Origin of the sequence: Spiroplasma endosymbiont of Nephrotoma flavescens, assembly GCF_964030835.1 — a bacterium.
Lineage (GTDB): Bacteria > Bacillota_I > Bacilli_A > Mycoplasmatales > Nriv7 > Nriv7.
On the sequence record NZ_OZ034982.1, the window covers coordinates 143,671 to 160,703 of the forward strand.

Annotated in this window: 15 protein-coding genes and 6 tRNA genes; 15 read left to right on the forward strand and 6 right to left on the reverse strand. The window is 26.4% G+C overall.

All coding sequences use genetic code 4. The features are described from left to right. Positions 1-2 precede the first annotated feature (2 nt). The gene (locus tag AAHN02_RS00850; RefSeq protein ID WP_342277842.1) at positions 3-329 is read right to left on the reverse strand and encodes a hypothetical protein; all 327 of its coding nucleotides are present in this window, start codon (positions 327-329) and stop codon (positions 3-5) included. A gap of 588 nt (positions 330-917) precedes the next feature. Between AAHN02_RS00850 and AAHN02_RS00855 the strand changes: the two genes are divergently transcribed. Beyond that, entirely contained in the window at positions 918-1,862 is a 945-nt protein-coding gene (locus AAHN02_RS00855) for an IS30 family transposase (RefSeq protein WP_342277843.1), read from the forward strand. Between the two features lie 64 nt (positions 1,863-1,926). Here AAHN02_RS00855 and AAHN02_RS00860 read toward each other — a convergent pair whose 3' ends face one another. Genes AAHN02_RS00860 through AAHN02_RS00870 form a run of 3 tightly spaced genes read right to left on the reverse strand, consistent with a single transcriptional unit; the run spans position 1,927 to position 5,893 of the window. Continuing rightward, on the reverse strand, positions 1,927-2,343 hold the full coding sequence (locus tag AAHN02_RS00860; RefSeq protein WP_338968874.1) for an HIT family protein: 417 nt from the start codon (positions 2,341-2,343) through the stop codon (positions 1,927-1,929). A gap of 57 nt (positions 2,344-2,400) precedes the next feature. After that, on the reverse strand, positions 2,401-3,888 hold the full coding sequence (locus AAHN02_RS00865) for a hypothetical protein (RefSeq protein ID WP_342277844.1): 1,488 nt from the start codon (positions 3,886-3,888) through the stop codon (positions 2,401-2,403). 1 nt (position 3,889) lies between these two features. Further along, on the reverse strand, positions 3,890-5,893 hold the full coding sequence (locus AAHN02_RS00870) for a hypothetical protein (protein WP_342277845.1): 2,004 nt from the start codon (positions 5,891-5,893) through the stop codon (positions 3,890-3,892). Between the two features lie 272 nt (positions 5,894-6,165). Between AAHN02_RS00870 and AAHN02_RS00875 the strand changes: the two genes are divergently transcribed. The 12 genes from AAHN02_RS00875 to AAHN02_RS00930 all read left to right on the forward strand — a co-directional run bounded on the left by AAHN02_RS00875 (position 6,166) and on the right by AAHN02_RS00930 (position 11,909). Further along, positions 6,166-7,386 (forward strand): aminotransferase class V-fold PLP-dependent enzyme, encoded by a 1,221-nt coding sequence (locus tag AAHN02_RS00875; RefSeq protein ID WP_342277846.1) that lies wholly within the window; start codon positions 6,166-6,168, stop codon positions 7,384-7,386. Beyond that, complete coding sequence (locus tag AAHN02_RS00880; protein ID WP_342277847.1) at positions 7,373-7,786, forward strand: iron-sulfur cluster assembly scaffold protein; 414 nt, start codon at positions 7,373-7,375, stop codon at positions 7,784-7,786. Before AAHN02_RS00875 ends, AAHN02_RS00880 begins: the two co-directional genes overlap by 14 nt. 98 nt (positions 7,787-7,884) lie before the next feature. Continuing rightward, complete coding sequence (locus AAHN02_RS00885) at positions 7,885-8,373, forward strand: 5-formyltetrahydrofolate cyclo-ligase (RefSeq protein WP_342277848.1); 489 nt, start codon at positions 7,885-7,887, stop codon at positions 8,371-8,373. A 135-nt stretch (positions 8,374-8,508) separates the two neighbouring features. Continuing rightward, complete coding sequence (locus tag AAHN02_RS00890; RefSeq protein ID WP_342277849.1) at positions 8,509-8,913, forward strand: S1 RNA-binding domain-containing protein; 405 nt, start codon at positions 8,509-8,511, stop codon at positions 8,911-8,913. A gap of 3 nt (positions 8,914-8,916) precedes the next feature. Next, the gene (locus tag AAHN02_RS00895) at positions 8,917-10,197 is read left to right on the forward strand and encodes a glucose-6-phosphate isomerase (RefSeq protein WP_342277850.1); all 1,281 of its coding nucleotides are present in this window, start codon (positions 8,917-8,919) and stop codon (positions 10,195-10,197) included. 127 nt (positions 10,198-10,324) lie between these two features. After that, positions 10,325-10,400: transfer RNA gene (locus AAHN02_RS00900), tRNA-Val, on the forward strand. Between the two features lie 3 nt (positions 10,401-10,403). Then, positions 10,404-10,479, forward strand: a tRNA-Thr gene (locus AAHN02_RS00905). A gap of 10 nt (positions 10,480-10,489) precedes the next feature. Then, positions 10,490-10,573: transfer RNA gene (locus AAHN02_RS00910), tRNA-Tyr, on the forward strand. A gap of 6 nt (positions 10,574-10,579) precedes the next feature. Beyond that, positions 10,580-10,654: transfer RNA gene (locus AAHN02_RS00915), tRNA-Gln, on the forward strand. 10 nt (positions 10,655-10,664) lie between these two features. Then, positions 10,665-10,740: transfer RNA gene (locus tag AAHN02_RS00920), tRNA-Lys, on the forward strand. A 5-nt stretch (positions 10,741-10,745) separates the two neighbouring features. Further along, positions 10,746-10,835 (forward strand) — tRNA-Leu (locus tag AAHN02_RS00925). A 135-nt stretch (positions 10,836-10,970) separates the two neighbouring features. Then, entirely contained in the window at positions 10,971-11,909 is a 939-nt protein-coding gene (locus tag AAHN02_RS00930) for a formate/nitrite transporter family protein (protein WP_342277851.1), read from the forward strand. A gap of 805 nt (positions 11,910-12,714) precedes the next feature. On the opposite strand, the gene AAHN02_RS00935 is transcribed toward AAHN02_RS00930, so the two are convergent. Then, on the reverse strand, positions 12,715-13,659 hold the full coding sequence (locus tag AAHN02_RS00935; RefSeq protein ID WP_338966716.1) for an IS30 family transposase: 945 nt from the start codon (positions 13,657-13,659) through the stop codon (positions 12,715-12,717). Between the two features lie 400 nt (positions 13,660-14,059). Between AAHN02_RS00935 and AAHN02_RS00940 the strand changes: the two genes are divergently transcribed. Continuing rightward, positions 14,060-14,836, forward strand: a complete 777-nt coding sequence (locus AAHN02_RS00940; protein WP_342277852.1) for a hypothetical protein — start codon at positions 14,060-14,062, stop codon at positions 14,834-14,836. Positions 14,837-14,969: 133 nt separating this feature from the next. Here the strand turns inward: AAHN02_RS00940 and AAHN02_RS00945 are convergent, their stop codons facing one another. Next, a complete protein-coding gene (locus tag AAHN02_RS00945; protein WP_342277853.1) occupies positions 14,970-15,866 on the reverse strand; it encodes a transposase family protein in 897 nt (298 codons plus the stop codon). Positions 15,867-16,040: 174 nt separating this feature from the next. On the opposite strand from AAHN02_RS00945, the gene AAHN02_RS00950 reads away from it, so the two are divergent. Further along, the gene (locus AAHN02_RS00950) at positions 16,041-16,961 is read left to right on the forward strand and encodes an IS30 family transposase (protein ID WP_342277854.1); all 921 of its coding nucleotides are present in this window, start codon (positions 16,041-16,043) and stop codon (positions 16,959-16,961) included. Positions 16,962-17,033: the final 72 nt, after the last annotated feature.

Here is a 17,033-nt window from a genome sequence, read left to right on the forward strand (position 1 = left end):
TTTTAAACTCCTTTAAAATAGTTATAATTCATATCTTTTTTGTTATTTTCTTTTTCGGCAATGAAGAAACCTAATAATTCTCGGCCTTTAATTAACTTCGTTTCTTGTTCTTGTTGATTAATTGAAATTACTTGATATTTACTATCTTTTATTATTCCAATACAAATTGAATTTTCGTATTTTCCTTTATAAACAAATCGCTTTGGAAACCAAATGCCGATTTGTTTATTAAATCACGGAATTTTTGGCGCTTTAATAAACATTGCGTTTTGCGTTTCTTTTAAAAGATACTTCTTAGTATTTAAGAAAATGTTTTCAATGTTTTTCATAGTAAATTACCTTCCTTATAGATAAACTAAGTTATATTAACTAAGTTAGTTAACTTAGTTTTTTAAACACTTATATATCGCAGATTTAAGTGTTTAACAAGCTTTGTTAGTAAATTTTGTTTTTTTATTATTATTAGATAAAGGTTTTAATAATTTTAAACTTAGCATACCCCTATATAGAAATTTCTACACTTTAATATCCGCATCCTACCCTTGGAACTAATTTAATAGCGTGTATATTTTTAGGAAATCCACCCATTCATTTTTTTATTGCAAAACGAAACAAATTGCTATAGCTAATAGGGTGTTATCTATTAACTGGTAAACTTCTTTTGGTTATGGCGACCACCCACAATTTATCGTGCTTTAATACATACCAACATTATTAATTCACTTGTATTTAATTTTCAAAGAACAAATTTTAACACCTTATAAAATAAAAAGACAATCATTGCCGACTGCCTTAATACTTATTCAAATCTTTACCCACCTAACAAAACTTTATGCGCCCAAATTGCAAAAGATTTCATATAAAAATTTCATGATGCTAAGTTTATTTTAGAAAAAGTAAATTTAAGGAGTTTTTATATGGGATACAAACATCTTGGCATAGATGAAAGAATTTATATTGAGAATCAATTGAAATTTAAAGTAAAAATTAGTGAAATAGCTAAAAATCTTAATCGAAGTATTAGTACTATTAATCGAGAAGTTAATAGAAATAAAGATAATAATCATTATTTTTCATTAATTGCACAAAATAAAGCAGAAAATAGAAAACAATTACATGGTTATTTTCATAAATTTAAAAATAGAGAATTAGTAAAATATGTACAACAAAAATTATTATTAGGTTGATCGCCTGAACAAATTTATGGCAGAATTAAAAATTTTCATCAAGAATGAATTATTAGTTTTAAAACAATTTACAATTGAATTTATTCTGGATTACTTGAAAAGGTTACTAGTAAAAATTTAAGAAGAAAAGGTAAGAAACGAAAATCTCAAGAAAATCGGGGTAAATTTAATGGTAAATCCATTAAAGAACGAAATGTTAATAATCGCATAACTCTTGGCCATTGAGAAGGTGATACTGTAGTATCATCACGAGGTAAAAGTAAATCATGTTTAATAACTTTAGTTGAAAGAACATCAAGATTTACTTTAGCAATATTAGTTGAAAATAGAACTACTAAAGTTATTAACAAAAATATTAGTCATTATTTATCAATTCTTCCAAATAATCTTGTTAAGACTATAACATTTGATAGGGGTAAAGAATTTGCTAATTGACAACAACTTGAAAAAAATTTAAATGTGAAAATTTATTTTGCTGATGCATATTCACCTTGACAAAGGGGTACTAATGAAAATACTAATGGTTTAATTAGAGAAAAATTTCCTAAAAAATTTAATTTTTCAAACACTACTAAAAATGCAGTTCATAAATTTATATTGTCTTTAAACCAAAGACCAAGAAAAATACTAAATTATCTTTCGCTAATCGAATATTTGGTTAGAAAAATAATTTAGTTGCACTTAATTTTACAATTTGGCTATTTAAAAAAGAATTCCTAACAAATCTAGGAATTCTTTTTTAATTAAATTTAAGTTTTTTTTCTAATGCTGTTAGTTTTTTACTGTCAACAACGATTTGACTTTTTGGTAATTGTAAACCACTGTGGGAAGAATATTTAGGGATAATATGTAAATGATAATGTTCAATAGTTTGTCCAGCAAGAATACCATTATTAGAAATAAAATTAAATGCTGAAGTATTAAGTTGCATTTCAATTTGCTGAGCGACTTTTTTAGCAGTAATATTAACAAAAGAAATGATGTCATCATTAGTATTAATAAAATTTGTACTATGAATTTTAGGGATAACTAGGGTGTGTCCTTTGTCAAGAGGCATAATGTCTAAAAAGGCAATTGTATGTTCATCTTCATAAATTATATGACTAGGAATTTCGTGCAAAATTATTTTGCAAAATAAACAAGATTGTTCATTCATTTAATAATCCTCCTTGTTTAAAAAAGAGAACAGTTAACTGTTCTCTTTTTTTGTAAATTAATCATCTTCTTCATCTTGGAAATAAGTAGATAAATCTTCTCATATCTTTTTATCGTAAATATTTTTCTTAGTTACAATGTATTTTGTATATAAATATTGACTAGCATTCTTTTTTAAATTATCATCTTTGGAAATTGTAAATAATAATTCATTAATTAATGATGTTTTTTGATTATTAGGAAGATTTTGCATTCCCGTATTATTGCGGGCGCTATTTTTTTTAGTTCCCGTTTTATTAGTATTATTTTTTCACTCAAATTCTATCCCATTATCAATTTGAATTTCTTTATCATCATCAATTTTATAACCTTTAAACAAATCAGTGACAAAAATTGGGAGAACATAAATTTTAGATACATAACGACGGTCTTCAGTATAAAATTTATTTATTTCAGAATCGTTAGGAGCTTTACTGCTAGCAAAGCCAACAATTTGTCTCTCTTTCACTTGTTCTTTATAAAAATCTTCCATTGTGTTATCACCATAAGGATTATTATCATTACCATAAGCAACAAAACCACGAAAACCGGCCATATTAAATATTGGATCAAAAATTGTTTTGATTTCATTATTATCAGGTTTAAATTTATTTTTGAAAGTATCATTATCAGAAATTAACACAACATCATCGTTAGGTAAATTTGCTTCATTTTCCTTTTTAACTTTTACTTCTCAAACCATTTTTATTTTACTATCTCAAACATTACCTGAATCAAATGTTTGTACATTTTTAGGAACAGTTCAACTTATTGGCAATGAATAATTACCATCTTTTTTTAATTCAAAAATCCGATCTTGTAATCAAGTCATTGTCATTAAATTATCAAGAATAGTAGCTTTAATTTGTGCATTATAGTAATCAGCAAATCGTTCACGAACTTTAACTTTATAATTTATGGTTTCATTGTTGGTGCTTGTGATTTTGGCTGTCATTAAATCATTAATGCTTGGTTGAATTGTATTAGTATAGGCCTCATCTTTTTCTTCATCTCAAGTTCCTAAAATATGCCATTCCGCTGATTGCTTAATGTCGTATCCTTGTTTAGTAACTATTGCTTCTAAGAAACTATTATTTAATCTTGCTTTTAAGTATTCTTGATATAATTTATCACCTGCTATTTGGTTTCAAAGGTTATCAAATTGTTGCAAATAATTGGTAATTTCTGTCTCAGATAAGTTTTCAATTTTTTTGCCTCGCATTTTCGCATATATCGTAACAAATTCATTACGAGCAATAATCTCTTTAATAGCATTAAAACCATATTCACTAATCTTACCTTTAAATTTATCAAATAATGCTTTTCCAGTAATATTATTTTTATCGGTTATTTCTAATAATTTAATAAATTGTTCTTCTTGAGTTTTTTCAGATATATTACTATCAATGCGGTCTTTAGATTTACTACAAGCAATAACAGTTACAATAGGAGATGAAGATATTAAAATTGTACTCGTGAAACTGACTAATTTCTTTAGTATTTGCATCTTAATGTTTCTCCTTTTCTAATGCTAATCAGTAGTTACTAATTTCTGTTGATGAATAAAGGTTCCCTTTTGAAGAATGATTGTTTTTAGGTTTAATAGGAGTTGGGGGAGTAATCGCTTTAATAGTTCATAAGTTATCTTTATTATTCATAAAGTTATCATTAATAACTGTATTAACATCAATTAACGCTCCAATAGTTTGATTTTTATTAGGAATCTTATTAATGGCATCATTTTCATCATTTAGATTTTTACTTAAAATATTAATTTTAGTTCCTAAAAGTGATGAACGAGAAGTTTTAAATATTTTACCTAAAATAGCACTTCATTTATCTTGGTCAAATTCAATATATTCTTTATATCATTCATTATTTGGTTTATCATCATCTCGTTCTAATCACGTCATCATATCTCAAAATCAAAATCATCAGTTTTCATTATTGTCAATATTATTTTGGGAAAAATCAGTATAAGTTTTAATTTCATTCAAAGGATTAAAACCAGAACTTTCACTTTGAGGATTATTATCAACGCGTTTTTTAAATTCATCAAATAAATATTGTAAATAGGGAGTTTTAGCAAGACGCATATTTTCATCTGAAGTTATTGCCGGATATTTGCCGTCACTTTCTTGATTTTCGCCAATATCACCATCAGCATCATAACCTTTTCGTAACTTGTCATAACCATTAATTTTAATAAAACGCACTTCATTCGTATCAGCAATAAAAACAACTTTATCAGTACCAATTTTAATTTTTTTAAAAATAATATTTTTGTTGCTATCTTTTCGTTCGTCATTTAAATCCTTTAAAAAGGCATTAAAATCAGTTGGGATACTTCCGCCATCAGTACCATCGTATGCTAAATCATAAGTTGCTGCTTTAAATATTGGACTAAATTTATCATTAGAACTATCTAAAGTTAATAAATTAGGTAATTGACCAAAGGTTGTTTTGTTATCATCGCTATACAAACCAGCCAATTGTTCAAAAGATTTACTTTTAGCATCACTTAAAAAATCATTAATGTTTTTTAAATTCTTATTTTCATCAAAATCTTTTGCTTCAATGCCATCTTCTAAACCATTTTTGTCTTTACCATCATATTTAAAATTAATTTGAGAAACTAATAACGGTTTTAAATTAAAGTATCATTGTTCGGCAATAAATTTTTGCTCTTTACTTAATTTATTTGATTGTTGAGCATCAGGGTTCATCATTACCTTATTGCTCTCATCAAATTTAACAAGGTTTTCTGGCTTGATAGCAAAAGTATTGAAAAGACTTTTAATTTTTTCTTTTAATTCATTATTATTATTAAGTTCATATGCTTTTCTTAATGCTCGGTTCCGAGTTTCGGTTTCGGTTTCGGTTTTACTACCATATCATAAATCAATGTTAAAATTATCACCATCGCTGTTGATTTTCTTTATTAAATCATTGGCAATTCTTTTAATTTGCTCTATACTATAGCGATCATAATCAATTTGAAAGTCATTAATAAATTTTTTTCGAAAAGTTTCATAAACATTATTGGGAGTAGAATTATCTAATAATAAATGATCTTTAAATCCTTCTGCACCGCCTCATTTTTTATATTCTTTAGCTTCTTCTTTGGTTTTATTATTTCCTCATTGTTTATGTAAAGTTCCTTCAATATAAGTATTTAAATTAGTCATCATATTATCGTAACTTTTTTTAAATATCGGATCATTTTTTTTGCTTTTAAGAACAGATAGTTGTAAGCGTTTAGTAAACTCAACAAATTGTTCTTTTTTAATTTCATTATTGTTAATGAAATTATTGAAAAGTTGATCAATTGTAATTCGATCTAATTTTCCTGAAAAATCATCTAATTCTTTAAATTTTAATGTTGGAAGGTCAAGAAGTACTTGCGAACCATCATCACCAATAAATTCTCATTTATTGGAGCAAGCTGCTGATGTCATTATTGGACTTATTGATAACACCAAAGCAAATGGTAAAACTATCTTTTTCTTCATTAATCTCAATCACTCCTTAAATATTAGTTTTCATAAAATATTTAATTTTACAATACATATTATACACTATATAGTAAAAATGTAATTTCTAAAATACGGGCACTTTATGTTAAGGATAGCAATTATCGCCTAAATTAGGTAAAATATACTAGTAGTTAATTAAATAATAATTTCTTAAAGTTATTAAAAATTCTTATATCTAATATTTGTAGATAGACAATAATTAAATGAATTATTAAAATAGTTAAAGATAGAAAGGAAGAAATTAATTAATGACAGATATAAAAAATATTAAGAAAGATTTTCCCTTTTTTCAGAAAAATAAAAATATTGTTTATTTAGATAATAGTGCTACTAGTTTAAAACCACAATGTGTTATTGACAATATTATTAATTATTATTTAAAATATTCTACTAATCCTCATAATACTGATTTTTTACTAGCCTATGATTGTAATGAGAATATTCAAAAAATTCGTAAACTAGTTGCTGAATTTATTAATGGTAAGGATAGTGAGATTATCTTTATTCCTTCAACTACTTTTGGATTAAATCAATTGGCTTTAGGGTTAGAAACATTAATTTCTAAGGATGATGAGATTTTATTAACAATGGCTGAACATAGTTCTAATTTATTACCTTGGTATCGTTTAGCAAAAACTAAACAAGCAAAGATTAAATATATTGGTTTGGAAGATTTAACGATTACTATTACTAATATTAAAAAATTATTAACACCGAAAACTAAAATTGTTAGTTTTGCAAATATAAGTAATGTTTTAGGAACTGTTAATGATACTAAAGCGATTTGTCAAGCAATTAAACAATATAATCCTAACATTATTGTTATTATTGATGGTGCTCAATCAGTTGGTCATATTAAAACTGATGTTCAAGATTGAGATATTGATTTTTTAGTATTTTCTGGTCATAAGATGTTAGGACCAACGGGTATTGGTATTTTATGAGGAAAAAATATGATGTTATCTAAATTAGCACCAATGTTATTAGGCGGCGGTAATAATGGTATTATTAATGAGAATGGAACATATTCTTTACTACAAGGATATATGAGTTTTGAATCAGGAACGCAAAATATTGCTGGTATTTTTGGTTTACAAGAAGCGATTAAGTATTTACAAAATATTGGTTTAGAAACAATTCATAATCATATTACTAGTTTAAAAGATTATGCTGTTAATGAAATACGAAGGGAAAATTTAAATGTAACAATTTATAATCCTAATGCTAAAAGTGGCATTTTAGTTTTTAATGTTAATAATGTTGTTGCCCACGATGTATCAGTTAATTTAGCTAATAACCACAATATTTGTCTTCGCAGTGGTAGTCATTGTGCTAGTTTAATTGATCAAGTACTTGGTGTTAAAAGTTCATTACGAGCTAGTTTTTATATTTATAATACTAAAGAAGATGTTGATAAATTAATTATCGCATTAAAAACAGGAGGTAATTTTATTGATGATTTCTTATAATGAATGAAGAAAAATAATTATTAATCATTATCAAAATCCTCAGTATCAAGGTTTTATTAAACATAACCAAGCAATTGAGCGATTGCAACCTAATTTAAGTTGTGCTGATCAGTTAAATTTACAGTTAGTAGTTATCAATGATGTTATTGTCTCAGCTCGGTTTATGGGTTATGCTTGTGCAATTGCAACTTCTAGTGCTGACTTGATTTGTCAAACTATTACTAATAAATCAAAATATCAAGCAATAGCAACTTTAAATAATTATTCATTAATGATTAATATTAAAGATTATGATAGTGATATTTTAGAAGACTTAATTGTATTTGCTCATACTAAAAAGCAACCAAATCGTAAGCAGTGCTCATTATTAGCAAGTAGTGGATTTTTAATGATGTTATAATAAATTATAAGGAGGTGCTTAGATGTTTGATAAACATTTATTACGAAAATCAGCTTTAAAAGTAAGATTAGCAATGGTAAAAGATGATAAAGAACAATATGATCAAAAAATTATTAATTTTATTACTAAGTAATGACGATTTTCAAAAAGCAAAAATAATTGGTTTATTTTCACCTATTAGGGGAGAAGTTAATGTTAATCTTTTAATTAGTTTTTGTTTTAATAATGACAAGATTGTTGGGTTACCAAGAATGCAAGATGATAATTCTTTATTATTTTATCAAATTACTAGTTTTGATGATTTAGTAATTGATAATAATTACAATATTTTACAACCTAATTTGCAATGTAAAATGTTAATGACTTCGGAAATTAATATTTGTTTCTTACCGTTTTTAGCGTATGATAGTAGCGGCGCTAGGGTTGGTTATGGGAAAGGATATTATGACCGAACTTTAGTAGATTTTAAAAATCCAATTATTGGAATTGGTTATAGTTGACAAAAAACTATAGAAGAAATAACAGTTGATAAAAATGATATTTTAATGCATCAAGTAATAACGGAAATTGGAATTGAAAAATTTTAATTTTTAAAGATATTTATATTTTTTATAAAAAGTAAATTTTTTGTAAATAAAAATGAATATTTATTTTTCTCAATGTTATAATTAGGTATCATGTGAATATATGAAAATATTTACTGAAATCAAAGGAGAGATTTTATGTATAAAAAAGGTGACATTGTTGAAGCAAAGTGTACTGCTGTTTTACCATGAGGTGTATTTTATGTTATTGAAAACATCGTTGATAACGTTAATGAAGACAGTACTTCTTCACAGTCAAAGCCAGAGCGAGTAACTGGGATGTGTCATATTAGTCAGTTTTCTGATGGATATGTTAAAGATATTAATGAATTTGCAGAAGTTGAAAAAGTTTATCGCTTAGAAGTGTTAAATTTTGATGTTGATAAAAAGCAACTAAGTTTAAGTCATAAAGCACTTCATAAAAAAGAACAAAATCGTGGGTCCGTACATATTAAAGAATCAGGAGCAGGATTTGAAGATTTATCTAATAACTTATCGCAATGAATTGATAATAGTGAACAAATCAGTGAAAGTGACGAATAATAGATGATTAAAACAAATATTAGTTATACACACTTAACAGATCAAGAACTTAATAAATATCAAGATAAAATTCATTCAATTCATAAAACAATGATTACTGAAAGAAAAGGTCTTGGCAGTAATTTTTTAGGTTGAGTTGATTTGCCAAAAAATTATAATAAAACTGAATGAGAGGCGATGAAAGTCATTGCTAAACGATTAATTCCTGAAATTCAAGTTTTAATTGTTATTGGTATTGGTGGTTCTTATTTAGGCGCTAAAGCAGCTATTGATATGATTAAAGGATTATATTCCCAAGATTCATTAGAAATAATATTTGTTGGTAATACATTATCATCAACATATACTAATCAAGTTTTAGAATATGTTAAGGATAAAGAATTTGCTATTAATGTTATTTCTAAATCCGGAAGTACACCCGAACCAGCGATTGCTTTTCGTCTTTTTAGAGATTTATTAGAGCAACAAAAAGATAAAGCAATTGCTAAAACAAGGATTATTGCTACGACTGATGCTAAAAATGGGATTTTAAAAAACTTAGCAAATCAAGAAGGTTATGAAACTTTAGTTATTCCTGATGATATTGGTGGTAGATTTTCAGTATTAACGCCTGTTGGTATTTTTGTAATGGCAATGGCCGGAATTGATATTGATAAGGTTATGCTGGGAGCTAATCAAGCATATACAGATTTAAGTAATGATACTTTAGAAAATCAAGCATATAAATATGCTGTTGTGCGAACAATATTACATCAAGAAAAGCAATATCCTGTAGAAATGTTAGTTAGTTATGAAAGTCAGATGTCTAGTTTGGCTGAATGATGAAAACAGTTATTTGGTGAATCAGAAGGAAAAGATAGTAAAGGAATTTTACCTGCTAGTGTTAATTTTTCTACTGATTTACATTCCTTAGGACAATTTATTCAAGAGGGAAGTAAAGTTTTATTTGAAACAGTTTTACAAGTTAAAAAGCCCTCTTTGGATGTTAAAATTGCTACTAATAGTGATGATGTAGATCAATTGAATTATTTAACTAATTATTCTTTACATCAAATTAATGCTTTAGCTTTAGAAGGAACAATTGATGCGCATAGTAATGAGGGGAAAGTTCCTAATATTATTTTAGAGTTAGAAACAATGGATGAAATAATGTTTGGTTACTTAGTGTACTTTTTCTTTAAAGCTTGTGCAATGAGTGCTTATTTACTAGAAGTTAATCCTTTTAATCAACCGGGTGTTGAAGTATATAAGAAAAAAATGTTTAAGTTATTAGGTAAGAGTTAATAATTTAAAGGATTATTTAATTTTTAAATAATTAATACTTTAAAATTATTATATTTAGGATTTTTAAAGATAAAATAATTGACAATGAGAATGTTTTTTTATATTATTATAAAGTCCTAAATTAAATGGGTTGTTAGCTCAGCTGGGAGAGCACTCGCCTTACAAGCGAGCGGTCGGCGGTTCAATCCCGTCACAACCCACCATTTGCTGGCTTAGCTCAGCAGGTAGAGCAACCGCCTTGTAAGCGGTAGGTCGTAGGTTCAATTCCTATAGCCAGCACCATAAATTATTTGGAGGGATAGTGAAGTGGCTAAACACGGTTGGCTGTAAACCAACTCCTTAGGGTTCGGGGGTTCGAATCCCTCTCCCTCCACCATAATGTTGGGGTGTAGCCAAGTGGTAAGGCAAAGGACTTTGACTCCTTGATGCGGTGGTTCAAATCCACCCTCCCCAGCCAAATTTAATATGCTCCGTTAGCTCAGTCGGTAGAGCATCTGGCTTTTAACCAGAGGGTCGCAAGTTCGAGCCTTGCACGGGGTACCATTAGTGCCTAAGTGGTGGAACTGGTAGACACGCTGGGTTTAAGCTCCAGTAAACGGTTAAAGTTTGTGTCGGTTCGAGTCCGACCTTAGGTACCATAAAGAAAATTAAAGCAGAATATTCTGCTTTTTTTTATTTTGTTTTTCTTGTAATTTTTAATCTTTTATTACATAATATAAATAATTGAAAATATTTATTTATTTTTTAATATGAGATTCAAAGGAGATTAATAAATGAGTTCAAAAGAAAAACCATTACATAGTTTTGATGATAGTAATGCTGTCCTTATTAAAGATCATATTTCACATGAAGAGACATTTGTTGAAGTATTTGAATATGCTTTTCAAAAATTACGCGATCCGTGATATAAGACATTTCTATTTGGCATTATGGCAGGTTTTTTTGTAGCAATTGCTTATGTTATTGTTATTGTTGCTTTATCAGGATTTATTATTAAAGACAGTAATGGAAATTTAAAACCTAATGGGATGCCTTCTGGTATGATTGCTTTAATTACAGGACTAACTTTTACGCCAGCAATATTAATGGTTATTTTTATTGGTGGGACATTATTTACTTCTAATTCATTGACATTATTACCAATAATTAAAAGAGAAGCAAAACTGCGTCGCATGCTTGTAAATTTATCTTTAGTATTAGTTGGTAATTGTTTAGGAGCATTAATTGTTGCGATATCTACTTATTTAATGGGACATATGAAAGTTGATTCTGAGTTTTATAATGCTTTTAAGTATATTTATGATAAGAAAATCGGTTCTAGTCCGAGTAATCTTAATTGGACAGTTTTTTTAAAAAATTTTGTTAGTGGCATTTATTGTAATATTTTAATTGCGGGGTTGTTCTGAATGAATATGTCTGTTAAAAATTCAGCAACTAAGGTATTATTATGCTTCTTTGTAATTTTAGCATTTGGAATTTCTGGTTTTCAACATATTGTTGCTAATGCTTATGTTTGAATGACTGGTTTATTTTTAAATAATGGTATGGTTGGTCAAGATTTTGGAACATTTTCAATAATGAATATGCTACCAACATTGTTAGGTAATTTTATTGGTGGTAGTGTGGTATTACCAATGGTTTATTTATTAGTATTTAAAAAACGAATTAATGCAGAAATCGCTGCTGGAAAATTTAAAGGAACTAAATTATAGTATTAAGTACAATGAAAATGAACCACGGATTACTCCGTGGTTCATTTTATTAGTATATGATACCATCACCTGCACATTGGAAATGAGTTTGTAAAAGTTTATTTTCGTGGATTTGTATTAAGTGATGATATTGCTCCTTTAATTCTTTTAGTTCTTCGGGGCTAATTAGTTTTTTACAAATAAGACAAGTCATTATGTAGTCCTTTCAATTTCAATATTATATTTAGTAATCTTTTAATTTCCTTTATTTATAACATTGAATAAATTGAATGGTTAGCAATGCTAACTAATTATTACATTATAGCCAGCTTCTTGAATTTTTTTAAGAATTAGTTGGGTATATTCTTTGTCTAATGTGTCAATCGTGAAGTCTAATTGCATTTGTTGTGATTTTAAATTAAGTTGATTAGGAGAGCGATTAAATTTTATAAATAACAGCATTATTAACTTTTAATAATTAAATATTTTTTTATTTATGGTTTTAGTTATAACAATATTTGTAATTATGTAATATACCACAGACATATGACAAACACAAGAGGCTTTTTAAAAAAGAGATGATAAATTATAAAATAATGCAGAAAATTTTTAAAAATAGTTTATAATTAGATTCTAAGGCAAAGAAATTGTAAATTAATTTTTTGGAGAAAGGTTGTTGCTTGTTTGGCGAATTTTATTAATTAGTAAAAATTCACGAAAAGGAAGTCAATTATTTACAAACAAATAATTTAGAAACTTTAAAACGAATAAAAAGAGAATTGTTTAATAATGTTTTATTTTTGCCAAATTGTAAAGTTAAGTGCAACTAAATTATTTTTCTAACCAAATATTCGATTGGCGAAAGATAATTTAGTATTTTTCTTGGTCTTTGGTTTAAAGACAATATAAATTTATGAACTGCATTTTTAGTAGTGTTTGAAAAATTAAATTTTTTAGGAAATTTTTCTCTAATTAAACCATTAGTATTTTCATTAGTACCTCTTTGTCAAGGTGAATATGCATCAGCAAAATAAATTTTCACATTTAAATTTTTTTCAAGTTGTTGTCAATTAGCAAATTCTTTACCCCTATCAAATGTTATAGTCTTAACAAGATTATTTGGAAGAATTGATAAATAATGACTAATATTTTTGTTAATAACTTTAGTAGTTCTATTTTCAACTAATATTGCTAAAGTAAATCTTGATGTTCTTTCAACTAAAGTTATTAAACATGATTTACTTTTACCTCGTGATGATACTACAGTATCACCTTCTCAATGGCCAAGAGTTATGCGATTATTAACATTTCGTTCTTTAATGGATTTACCATTAAATTTACCCCGATTTTCTTGAGATTTTCGTTTCTTACCTTTTCTTCTTAAATTTTTACTAGTAACCTTTTCAAGTAATCCAGAATAAATTCAATTGTAAATTGTTTTAAAACTAATAATTCATTCTTGATGAAAATTTTTAATTCTGCCATAAATTTGTTCAGGCGATCAACCTAATAATAATTTTTGTTGTACATATTTTACTAATTCTCTATTTTTAAATTTATGAAAATAAACATGTAATTGTTTTCTATTTTCTGCTTTATTTTGTGCAATTAATGAAAAATAATGATTATTATCTTTATTTCTATTAACTTCTCGATTAATAGTACTAATACTTCGATTAAGATTTTTAGCTATTTCACTAATTTTTACTTTAAATTTCAATTGATTCTCAATATAAATTCTTTCATCTATGCCAAGATGTTTGTATCCCATATAAAAACTCCTTAAATTTACTTTTTCTAAAATAAACTTAGCATCATGAAATTTTTATATGAAATCTTTTGCAATTTTATTTACTTGCACTTACAAGTATAATTCAGCTTTTAAATTCTAGTTCTTTAGAATCAAAAGAAATTGATGAAATACAAAACATTACTTTTATTAAAGTTTTAAAGAAAATACACTGCTATCAAGCGTAAAAGCCGGAAGTGTTTATTTTGGAACTACTAATGGTGTTTATTTTATTTATAAAAATAGTTGAGAATCAAGAAAGATTAACGACGTTACTGGTATAATAAAAAAAATTGAAATTGATCCAACAGGAAATGTTTATATTTTAAATGAACAAGGGAAAGTATTTTATTTAGGTTATGACCAAACAAATGTTAGAATTATGGATGAAATAAAATATCCTGTTAATGATTTTATTATATTTGAAAAAGATACACCTAATCCTAATATAAAAGCTGGAAGTGTTTATTTTGGAACTACTAATGGTGTTTATTTTAGATATCATAATTCTCAAAATTCAGTAGCAAAAATAAACTTAATAACAGAATGTAATTGTGATAGCCCTGAAAATAACATTAAAAAACTTTTTCTTGATTTAGATGGAAATTTATATTTTAAAGTTTTATGCGATACTGTTTATTATGTATCTCTAAATTCTTGAACTCCAAAAAGAGTAAATAAAATAAATAATTTAAATAGCATTGCTGTTTTTGAAAAAGATACACCTAACTCTAGTGTAAAAAAAGGAGACATATATTTTGGGACAACAAATGGAATTTATTTCAAATCTAAAAATAGTAGCAACGACACTATTCGAAAAGTTGATGAAAAAGACAATAACTTTATAAAATTAATTGAAATATTACCAAATGGAGATGCATATTCTTTAGATTCTAATGGGAATGTTTATTATGTTCCTTTTGATTCTTGAGAAGTAACTAAAGTTAATGAAATAAATAATGTTAATATAATTGCAGGCGTTAAACAAGATACATTTATAAATTCTGTTAAAAAAAATAGTGTTTATTTTGGGAAAAATGATGGTATTTATTTAAAAGTTAATATTTCCTCAGATATTCAAAAAATTAATGAAATAAATAATTCTGTAAAATTAATTGAATTATCACCAAACGGAAGTGCATTTATTTTAGGAAGCTAGTAGTAAAAATTTTTGTAATATTTGAAATGACTGTTGCTGCTACTAATGATGCTGAAGTTCGTTTTGATTTAATTTTTTATCCTTAGAATAAAATAATTTGGTATAATGTTGATGAAACCGCTCGATTTTACCGTTACTCTGTGGCGAACGAATCGGTGTGGTTTCGTGGAACAATTCCGTTCCTCGAAAAAAAGGTTGTAAAAGGCCTTTCTTTTACTTTGTACGATTTTTTATTACTTCAGTTAGTAGTAATAAATTCAGGAGCATTATCAGTGCGAAGGCGTTTGATTGTTATGCCAAGTTCGTCAAAATCTTTCATTGCTCTTTGCACAGCATTAACTGCATTATTAGTTCCTAAACTATCATAAACATAACCAAATACTATGCGTGTCATTTCGTCAATGAAATCATAAATATAATATTTTTTATCAACCGGAAAATTTGATGTGGTAATAATTTTAGCATCCATTTGTAAAAGACCAATCTCGGAAACTTCATAACGCTTAAAATGGCGTTTTGTTTGTTTAATTTGTTGTTTTAATTCTTTTCAGCGAGGGTCAGATTTAATTCAACGATAAAAAGTTTTGATGTTTTTCGGAACTTCTGAATTTTTAACATCGTGAAAACCGATTTTTAAATTGTTAAATAAAGACCACATTCCGCCGGCTTGAAGATTTTTGTAATCAAAATATAAATCACATACTTTTTTGCGAGAATTTAAATTATATTGATAATTAAGATTTTGTGGTTTTGTACTTTTAAACAATAACAAATCTAAGTTGTCAGAATAATAAGTGGTCACAATTTTTTCGGCTCAACGATAAAATGTTTTCGTTGCATTCTTAAAATATTTCTTAATAAGTTTTGTTAAAGTTGTCTCTTCAATATAGAAATAAGTACATAAATTTAAATAGGCAGTAATGCGTTTTTTAGTTTTATAGTAATAAGGATTACGGCAATTAGCACTTAGTCAACTTTGGATTTTTGCTTTTAAATCCGCTAAATCAGCTTGAGAAATAATATATTTCATTTTTTAAAACTCCTTAAATTGAGAAAATCGTATTTTTTAATGCTGAATTATACTTGTAAGTGCAAGTAAATAAAATTGCAAAAGATTTCATATAAAAATTTCATGATGCTAAGTTTATTTTAGAAAAAGTAAATTTAAGGAGTTTTTATATGGGATACAAACATCTTGGCATAGATGAAAAGAATTTATATTGAGAATCAATTGAAATTTAAAGTAAAAATTAGTGAAATAGCTAAAAATCTTAATCGAAGTATTAGTACTATTAATCGAGAAGTTAATAGAAATAAAGATAATAATCATTATTTTTCATTAATTGCACAAAATAAAGCAGAAAATAGAAAACAATTACATGTTTATTTTCATAAATTTAAAAATAGAGAATTAGTAAAATATGTACAACAAAAATTATTATTAGGTTGATCGCCTGAACAAATTTATGGCAGAATTAAAAATTTTCATCAAGAATGAATTATTAGTTTTAAAACAATTTACAATTGAATTTATTCTGGATTACTTGAAAAGGTTACTAGTAAAAATTTAAGAAGAAAAGGTAAGAAACGAAAATCTCAAGAAAATCGGGGTAAATTTAATGGTAAATCCATTAAAGAACGAAATGTTAATAATCGCATAACTCTTGGCCATTGAGAAGGTGATACTGTAGTATCATCACGAGGTAAAAGTAAATCATGTTTAATAACTTTAGTTGAAAGAACATCAAGATTTACTTTAGCAATATTAGTTGAAAATAGAACTACTAAAGTTATTAACAAAAATATTAGTCATTATTTATCAATTCTTCCAAATAATCTTGTTAAGACTATAACATTTGATAGGGGTAAAGAATTTGCTAATTGACAACAACTTGAAAAAAATTTAAATGTGAAAATTTATTTTGCTGATGCATATTCACCTTGACAAAGAGGTACTAATGAAAATACTAATGGTTTAATTAGAGAAAAATTTCCTAAAAAATTTAATTTTTCAAACACTACTAAAAATGCAGTTCATAAATTTATATTGTCTTTAAACCAAAGACCAAGAAAAATACTAAATTATCTTTCGCCAATCGAATATTTGGTTAGAAAAATAATTTAGTTGCACTTAACTTTACAATTTGGCTATCTATTGATAATAATACTTTTATAGATAATTTAATAATTACTTTTA